General features: G+C 40.3%; 8 protein-coding genes. 1 reads left to right on the top strand and 7 read right to left on the bottom strand.

Annotated elements, in window-relative coordinates; translation table 11 throughout:
* Positions 1-345: 345 nt before the first annotated feature.
* From WBM98_RS19035 to WBM98_RS19005, 7 genes are all read right to left on the bottom strand, one after another.
* Positions 346-3,876: an efflux RND transporter permease subunit gene (locus WBM98_RS19035; RefSeq protein WP_424367600.1), complete on the bottom strand. Its 3,531-nt coding sequence runs from the start codon at positions 3,874-3,876 to the stop codon at positions 346-348.
* Between the two features lie 13 nt (positions 3,877-3,889).
* Complete coding sequence (locus tag WBM98_RS19030; RefSeq protein WP_424367599.1) at positions 3,890-5,059, bottom strand: efflux RND transporter periplasmic adaptor subunit; 1,170 nt, start codon at positions 5,057-5,059, stop codon at positions 3,890-3,892.
* A 43-nt stretch (positions 5,060-5,102) separates the two neighbouring features.
* Positions 5,103-5,468, bottom strand: a complete 366-nt coding sequence (locus WBM98_RS19025; protein WP_424367598.1) for a four helix bundle protein — start codon at positions 5,466-5,468, stop codon at positions 5,103-5,105.
* A 70-nt stretch (positions 5,469-5,538) separates the two neighbouring features.
* Entirely contained in the window at positions 5,539-6,876 is a 1,338-nt protein-coding gene (locus WBM98_RS19020; protein ID WP_424367597.1) for a TolC family protein, read from the bottom strand.
* Positions 6,877-6,882: 6 nt separating this feature from the next.
* Positions 6,883-7,482, bottom strand: coding sequence for a TetR/AcrR family transcriptional regulator (locus tag WBM98_RS19015; protein WP_424367596.1), 600 nt, complete (start codon positions 7,480-7,482; stop codon positions 6,883-6,885).
* A gap of 144 nt (positions 7,483-7,626) precedes the next feature.
* Positions 7,627-8,040, bottom strand: a complete 414-nt coding sequence (locus WBM98_RS19010) for a hypothetical protein (RefSeq protein ID WP_424367595.1) — start codon at positions 8,038-8,040, stop codon at positions 7,627-7,629.
* Between the two features lie 11 nt (positions 8,041-8,051).
* On the bottom strand, positions 8,052-8,594 hold the full coding sequence (locus WBM98_RS19005) for an RNA polymerase sigma factor (RefSeq protein WP_424367594.1): 543 nt from the start codon (positions 8,592-8,594) through the stop codon (positions 8,052-8,054).
* Positions 8,595-8,752: 158 nt separating this feature from the next.
* Between WBM98_RS19005 and WBM98_RS19000 the strand changes: the two genes are divergently transcribed.
* The coding region (locus WBM98_RS19000; protein ID WP_424367593.1) for a polyprenyl synthetase family protein at positions 8,753-9,287 on the top strand (535 nt) is incomplete at its 3' end.

Raw genomic sequence — 9,287 nt, 5'->3', positions numbered from 1 at the left:
CTCTTTATCAATGTCTGATTCCCTTAATTCTCCACAAGTATGACTTCTGTACATGTATTGTTCTTCTTTTAAAAAGGCAAATTTAATCGAAATTATGTATTGGGACTTGGTAATGAGCGTCGAAAATTCAATAAAATAGAGCATATACTGAAATCGGCCCTTACTTTGTACCCTGAAATTTTAAAATTGACCCATCTCCTTTTTTGGAACTGTATTCGGATGGGATGGATTAGCCATCACAAAATTTGTGTCGTTGAGGCATTGATTGCCCTTATGGATAAAAATAAAGCCATTCCAACAAAAGTTGAGGGAATGGCTTTTTTGTATTGCTCTTGTCCAAAAAATTCAGGCTATGCCCTCCAATTTTTCGCCGCCTTGGTTTGCTGTTCCTTTAGAACGCCATTTTCGTAACCCGATCTTTATTCTGTACGAGATATTGAACAGTACAGGAACGATTATAAGTGTCAGAAAGGTTGCTACGATAAGGCCATAAATCACGGTCAATGCCAAAGGACCCCAGAAGACCACATTATCACCTCCGATATAAATCTTGGGATCAAATTCGGTAAACAATGAAAAGAAATCGATGTTCAGACCAATGGCCAGGGGTATAAGCCCAAGAACAGTCGTTATGGCCGTCAATAATACCGGGCGCAATCTTGCCTTTCCTCCTTTTACTATAGCTTCGGTAACATCGGTTTTTGATAAAAGATCAGTATCGTTAAGCCCTAGGGCCAATTTTTTACGATCAATCAATATTTGGGTATAATCCAAGAGTACAACGCCATTGTTGACAACAATCCCTGCCAAGGAGATGATTCCCATCATTGTCATCATGATCACAAAGGGTTTGCCTGTAATCATTAGGCCGCCAAAAACACCGATAAAACTCAAGAAGATGGCGATCATGATGATAATGGGTTTGGATATGCCACTGAACTGGAAGATCAAGATCAACAAGATCAAACCCAAACCGGAGAAAAAAGCGCCGACCAAAAATTGCATTTGTTTGTTTTGTTCCTCGATTTGACCTGTAAAGTCAATTTTTATATCCGATGGAAGGTTTTTAAACTCTTCCATTTCTTTTTGTATTTCTGCCACGATGGCCCCGGCATCACTATACCCGGGTTTTAATTGTGAATAGACGGTTACAACGCGCTCATTGGCCTTATGTTTTATGGCACTGAACGACGAGGTGTTACGTTCTGAAGCTACGGCTGATACCGGAATTTCCTTGATCTGCCCTGTCGCCGGATCCCTAAAAATGATATTTTGGTTAAAGAGTGCACTGGTATTGTAGCGTAGATCCTCATTAAAACGCACGTTTATATCATAATCTTCACCATCTTTTTTATAGACTCCCGCTTTTTCACCGAATAAAGAGCGTCTGAGCTGTAAACCTACCTGCCCGACAGAGACACCCAATTCCCCAGCTTTCTTACGGTCAACTTCAACCTCCATGGCCGGTTTGCCCTTGTTCACATCGATCTTCAACTCTTCAATGCCTGCAATGTTCTTGCTATTGATGAAGTTCCGCATATCTTCTGCGGTATTTATGAGCTCATCATAATCCTTTCCTTCCAATTCAATATTGATAGGATACCCTGCAGGCGGTCCATTGGCGTCTTTTTCGACCGAAATGGCAACACCGGGGTAAATTCCACTTAAGGCGTCTTGTATATTTTGCCTTAATTCCTCGGTATCGAGTCCCCCTCTGTATTTATACTCCCGCATGGATAGGGTTATCTTTCCGCGATGCGGCAATTCCGCAGATGAACCTCCATCGGTAAATGGGTTGCCAGCACCTTCACCTACTTGTGATACTGCTGATTGCACCAAGAAATTGAAATCGCCTTTTTTGTATTTGTCCTGATTTATTACGGCATAGACCCTTTTTTCAATATCCAAGGTCAACGCATTGGTCTTTTCTATGGACGTCCCCTGGGGGTATTCGATATAAGCATAAATCTCGTTCGGTTTATTGTCAGGGAAGAATTCGATACTTGTTCTACCACTTCCGATTGACATTCCAAAGAGCATAATAGTTACAATCAATAGTAAAAATGTGCCCCCAAAATACCAATAGACATTATTGCCTTTCAAGGCACCTTTCAACTGGTTTTCATAAAGGTCTTCAAAACGGGTCATTATAACCCTTTGGAACTTGAGTGCGGCGCCCTTAACCACATATTTGTAGGCCCAGAATAAAATGGCGGTGACAATCATTACCGTTCCCAAGCCCCGTATTGGGCCGCCTACGATTAAAATGAAGATTCCGAAAAATCCTAAAATGATACTCAATCGGATGAGCTGTGTATAAGTCAGTTCTTTTTCCCCGATTTCCATAAAACGGGAAACCAGCATAGAGTTCATGAAAATGGCCACGAAAAGGGATGATCCCAAAACCACGGAAAGGGTTATCGGGAAATAGATCATGAACTGACCGAAAATCCCTGGCCATAAGCCTAAAGGTACGAATGCCGCCACTGTGGTTGCCGTAGATATAATGATCGGGAAGGCAATTTCCCCAATACCCTTTTTTGTTGCCTCTATACGCGACATACCCTCTTGATCCATAAGGCGGTATACATTCTCAACGACCACGATCCCATTGTCTACGAGCATTCCAAGTCCCATAATCATCCCGAAAAGGATCATTGTATTCAAGGTAAAACTCATGCCATCGACAAAGGCACCCAGATAGTTTAAGATCATAAATGACATGAACATAGACATGGGTATGGCAAAACCAACGAATAATGCATTTCGGAACCCTAGAAAGAACATCAATACGGTCACCACCAATAAAATACCGAAAATGATGTTATTGACCAGGTCATCGACTTGGTTCAACGTTCGGGTCGAGGAATCGTTCGCAATGGATATCTTTAGATCGGGAGGATAATAATTTTCCAATTGATCTTTTACGAGTGCCTTTATCTTTTCGGCCGCTGAAATTGCATTTTGCCCGGCTCGTTTGGTAACATTAAGCATCACCACACTTTCCCCAAATTCACGCGCATAGGTAGTTTTATCCTCTTCACTAAACGTAATGGTCGCAATATCCCTTAAATAAATGGCCCCATTTTCAGATTTGACCACGAACTCTTCCAGTTCTTTTGGGTCATCGACTTCACCAATGATACGAATGGTACGCCGTTGACCACCACTTTTCAGGTTGCCGGCAGACATGGTTGAGTTACCATTGCCAATGGCACCGATAACATCTTGAAAGCTGACTTTCGCCGCCATCATCTTATGGATGTCCACAGCGACTTCAACCTCCTTTTCCTGGGCACCACGGATATCCGCTTCCTTTATTTCAGGAAGGTCTTCTATTTCGTCCTGTAAATGTTCGGCGAATTCCTTTAGTTTTTCTACGGGATAATCCCCGGTGAAATTGACGTTCATTATCGGGAATGATTCCGAAATATTCAAATCGAAGACGTTGGGTTCAACCTTGGCATTATTAAAGGTGGGCCAATCTTCGCTGGCCTTTTCCCCATCAACTTCGTCCTTGACTTTTTGCTTGGCGGCTTCTACGGTGATTTCCTCATCAAATTCGACGGTGATGATGGAATAATCCTCCTGGGAGGTTGAGGTAATCTCTACCACGTTGCTTACATTCTTCAAGCGATCTTCCAAGGGGTCCGTAATCAGGCGTTCAATATCTTCGGCAGTATTGCCGGGATAGGGCGTACTGATATAAATCTTGGTTTCGACAATTTCGGGAAAATCCTCCCTGGGCATTGCAAAATAGGATTTAAGCCCTATATAGAGGAAGATGCCGATCATGACATAGATGACCGAAGGGTTATCTACGGCCCATGATGAAAGCCTAAATTCCTTTTGGGCGTTTTTTAGCTGCTTGCTCATTAGTTCAACGTCTTTAGTTAAGGATTTTTACTTTCTGGCCATTTTTAACCGTTCTAGCGCCTTCTTTGATTATTTGATTGCCGCTGCTTATGCCTGTAAGCACTTCTATTTTTCCATATTGGGTTTTGCCCGTTGTTATGATACTCCTAGACACCACCGCTTCATTTTTGGCGTTGGGTTCTGAACTTACATAGGCATATTGTTCCCCTTCGGCATTTTCAGAGATAATGCTTTGTGGAATAAGTATGGCTTCGGTATTCGTATAGTCATTAAGTCGTACCCTTGCCGTGAGGTTCGGCTTTATTAGTCCCTTTTTATTGGGAACTGGGATCTCAACCCGGAACGACCGGTTACTCGGATTGATGAAATTGCCGGTTTCCCGAATTTTGGTTATGACACTATCCCCAAGTACCGGAAAGTAGACTATAGCCTCTTTGCCTTTGGATATCTGCCCTAAATAGGTTTCAGGAACATCTACCTCGATATACATATCGCTGAGGTTCACGATTCGAAATACTTCGGAGCCCTGGCCAGGGGAAACCACAGTACCTTGATCTTTGATGACATCGTCTATGATTCCTGAGAATGGTGCCCGAATGCTTGCTTTTGCAAGTTGACTTTCAATTTGTTTCACTGCATTTTGTGAGGCCTCGAACGTTGTCTTTGCTTGTAAATACTGTATTTCAGAACCGATCTTTTGTTCCCACAACCTTTTTTGACGCTCAAATGTTGTTTTGTTCAACTCGGCCTGGGTTTTAAGCTGTTCCAATTGGCTGTTCATGCCACCATCATCTATTTTGGCCAATAGTTGCCCTTTGGTCACCTGTGTCCCTTCGGTAACATAAATCCGTTGCAAAGTGCCCGCCATTTCTGGATATATAAGTACATTCTGTTTGGTTTTTACATCTCCTTGTAAATCAAGGTAGTGAACAAAATTTTGTGCTTCGGCGGTTATTGTGGTTACCAATGGGAGTTTTTCGTCCCCACCCAGGATAGCGATGGCCGAATCGAGTTTTGTGGACTCCTCTTCAAGTGTTTTTAGCTGCTCGGATAGTTCACTTTTTTTAGTTCGGAGGGCTTCCAAATCACCCTCAGTGATCAAATCTTCAACAGATTGTTGTTGGCTTCCCCCACATGATGAGAGTAAAATGGTAAAAATTATTGCTGATATTATTTTTTTCATTACTAAAAGGTTTATTAGTTGATGGGTTTAAAAGTTTATAGTATTATGAGTTTTTTTGGGATTTGTACAATCCATCGAGCATTTCAGTAATTTCTGTTAATTCCATCCTTATTGTTTTATAGATATCATCTGAGAGTAACCCTAAATCATTACTTAGAATGGTTTGATTCAACAATTCCATTGCAGAGCCGAAGGTAATTTCCGTAAATCTGGCTTTGTCTTGCAAGGAATGTCTTCCTGTACCTTCAGCGATATTCGAAGATATGGAAACAGAGCATCGTCGCATTTGACTAATTAGCCCGAATCTTTCGTTATCTGGATATGTTTTTGTACTGTTATATATCAAAACGGATAGCTCCCTTGATTTTTGCCAGACTTTCAGTTTTTCGAAAGAGAATAATTTCATCATCTTTTATTTGAGTATTAATTCAAAGGTGTTCTAGAGGTTTATAAACTTTTAAACCTATAAACTCCTAAACTCATTTTTCGTTTAATATGTTCTCAAGGGCAGTCTTGGTATTGATTACCTCGACCATTGATTGCAAATATTCCTGTTGGGCCGTATATAGCTGGGTTTGGGCTTGGCGTAGATCAAAACTACTGGCTATTCCCTCGAAATATTTGATTTGATTCTTGTTTTCTATGCGTTCTGCCAGGCCAAGATTCTGCTTTGAAGTCCCATACTGTTCTATGGCCAATATATAATCACTTTTGGCCTGCTGCAATTGCAAGCGTATCTGTTCTTCGGCTTCTGTGAGCTGTGTTTTTGCTTTTTCCAAGGCTATTTTTGCCCGTTGTGTACTGGCACTTCTTCTGAACGAGCTAAAAATGGGGATATTCAAATCGAAACCCATGATCGATGAATCGTACCATTCGGGATTTCCACTTAAAAAATCAAACGAATCACTGAATGAGCTACTGCCATAGTTTATAAAAGCGTTCAAAGTGGGCAACGCCCTGCTTTTCGCCAATTTCAATTCTAGGAACCGTTGTTCGTTTAAATTGTTGGCCAATTTATAATCAACATTGTTTTCTAGGGAGAAGGGGGATTCCAACAAATCTAGATCTATTTGTTTTATGGCAAGGTCATCGAGATTTTCGGTCAATTGGGTTGGGGAGTCGATTTCTATGCCCATGACGAGATTCAACATCTGAAGGGTTATTCCCTTTAACCGAATGGCATTTTTCAATTGATTGTCGACAGAGGACAAGGTTATCTGCAATTGTTCAACGCTTTCCTCTTCCCCTAATCCGTTTTCGAAGATTTTCGTGGTTTCGAAGAGATTCTTCTCCAAAGTAGCGAGGTTTTTCTCTAAAATGGCAACGGTCTCTTGGGCCAATAATACGTTTCCATAGGCCTCTACCACCGCTTTACGAACCTCTAGGTCTGTTTTTTCCTTATTGTTGGCGCTATAATTCAAAAATGTTTTCGTCGCTTGTACACCAACAATATATGACCCATCGAATATCTGTTGACTTAGCGTGGCCGTTGCCGATACTTGCTGTGGTTGCCCAAAGGTAATCGCCTGGAAAGTGCCTGGTTCCCCTCCGAAAAATTCTGCCGGGATTAAGGAAATGGGTTGTTTCAACTGATTTTGATAGCTGATGGCACCGCTAACTTGGGGCAAACCATCGGCTATGGTTTCCCATTTTTGCTTTTTGGCATCCAGAACATCCCTGTCGGCATTAATAGCGCTATAATTATTTTTCAAAGCAAAGGCAATGGCTTCATCCAAAGAAAAGCTTGGCGGTTGTTCTTGGGAATACCCCTTTGCCAATAGCAATACAATTAAAAGTGATAAAAAATGAATTCTCATCTATACTTAATTTGAAGTGATTGTTTTATTTAGTATTTGACGTCCTTTTGGGGTGACAATGCCCCTTAGATGGTATTCCAGATAATCATCCATTAGACTACCCATTGGAAATTTTGTTACAGGAAAGAGCTCGTGGTCTTTAAGACTGGTTACCCCGGCAAAGTAAATCCTTGATACAAAGTCTATATTTAGATTATCACGATATATCCCCAAACTGATTCCTTTCTTAATATTGGCGACCACACAGCCTTCCATCATGACAAACTGTTTGTTCTTAATGTTTTCATAGATTTTAGGATAGTATTTCTGCAATTGGTATTGGGGGGAGGCTTTTTCATCCTTTAAGTGCAATAATGCGAATTTCTTGATCTCATACAACTCTTCGATGGGGTTCTTGTGCAAGGAACATATATGGTCAATTCCCTCCGAAATAGAGCAGAACAACTGCTTTGTACATTCTTCTACCAATTTGGTCTTATTCGCGAAATGGGCATAGATGGTTTTTTTTGAAATACCCAACTCATGGGCCAGATCGTCCATGGTCACACTCTTAAACCCTAGGTTCAGGAATAAATCGGTCGCTTTATGTAAAATCTTTTCCCTCATCTATTTTGTTGCAAAAAGAGGGCAAATATACATTGGAAACTCAAAAAACAAAAAAAGTTTCCGAAGTTTTACAATTATTTAACATTGCCCAAGGTCTTAATCTTTTGGGCAATTTTTATAAACTGAGTCATGTATTTGGGTAGTTTAGAGTGGATTATCCTCATCCTGCTCACGTTTAACATACGCTTCAAACGCTTTTCCACCTTCTTCTTCCCAGAATTTATCATAATATTTCCAGTTAGAAAAATCGCTTTTAAGACCAATATTATATCTGGGTTTGCATCGCCTTTTTGATTTATTGTCGCTTTTACGGGACTTGTGGTTTCCAAGTCCACCGAATAGAATCTTCGCCAAAATAATGATACCAAGGGCCTGCCAATAATCAATGGTCACCAATCCGAATAGTTCTGGCATTAACCAATTCCAAAGAAGCATGGTTACATACCCAAATAACAACACCAGTATAATTACGATGATGCCTCCAATCACTATTTTGAAAAAGGCCTTAAAATATTTTTCGACCCTACTTTTTACCCTATGTTCAATGTATTCAGACATAATTATTTATTTTAGTTACTATGTTCTTTTTTTGATTCTAATGCTTTATATAACAATGAAATGGCCCTATGCCGTCTGGACATTAAGGTGCCTTCAGGAATACCTGTTTCAAAGGAAATTTCATTATAGGTAAATCCTTCAAAATCTATGGCTATGATTATTTTTCTATACAATGGTTTCAATTTTAAAATGGCTTTTTTTAATTCATTCTTCATTTGATCCGAATACGAATTGTCCGATTTTCCATATAAAAGTTCCGAGAATTCCAACAAGCGTTCTTCCAGTTCATTTTCAATAGATGATCGTTCCTTTTTAGTTCTTAAAATGTCAATGATCCGATTCCTCAATGAGTTATAAACAAACCCAGCAACATTGTTTATTGGCAGCGGATTATTTGCTCTTAAGAAAAGATTCAAAGCTACATCCTGAACAATGTCCTCGGCATCCCTGTCCGCAGCATTTTCAATTTTTGATTTGGCATATGCTTTTAAAGAATGATATTCTTCATTAAAAAAAGTCCTTAATTTAGAATAGTTATCTGTTTCTGAATTCATTCGAAAGCCTTTATAAGCACCCCTTCTATCATAAAGACGAAGCTTTTCAAAACTATTGCATTTTTCGATGGATTATTTTGGAATTTTTACTTTTGTTATTGAAATCCCATGAAAGAGTTTTGTTAAAATGGATGTATTTTTGACAAAAATCAGTTACCATGCATGCCATTGAACAGTATCGAAAGGAATTTGTCACGTATCTAGAACAAAGGATAAGTACCAAGGAGCCAACCAGGCTTTACGCACCTATTACTTATATTTTAGGACTTGGGGGTAAACGCCTTCGGCCGGTTCTCACGCTGATGACCACCGATCTTTTTGGGGCCGACTATAACAAGGCATTGGATGCTGCTTTGGCCATTGAGGTCTTCCATAATTTTTCCTTGATCCATGATGATATTATGGATGCGGCCCCCTTGCGTAGAGGTGAGCAAACCGTACATGAAAAGTGGGATTTGAATACAGGGATCCTTTCGGGGGACGCCATGTTGATTCTTGCCTACCAGTTCTTCGAAAATTACAGGAACGACACTTTTCGGGAATTGGCGCAGCTTTTTAGCAAAACCGCTTTGGAAGTCTGTGAAGGACAACAATATGATATTGATTTTGAGACACGGGATGATGTTACGATTCCTGATTATCTGCGGATGATCGAATACAAAACAGCCGTTCTTGTGGCAGCGGCCATGAAGA

Source organism: Maribacter sp. (assembly GCF_049667165.1).
GTDB lineage: Bacteria > Bacteroidota > Bacteroidia > Flavobacteriales > Flavobacteriaceae > Maribacter_A.
Note: the sequence above shows the minus strand (reverse complement) of the source record. Positions and strands in the feature narration are given on the sequence as shown.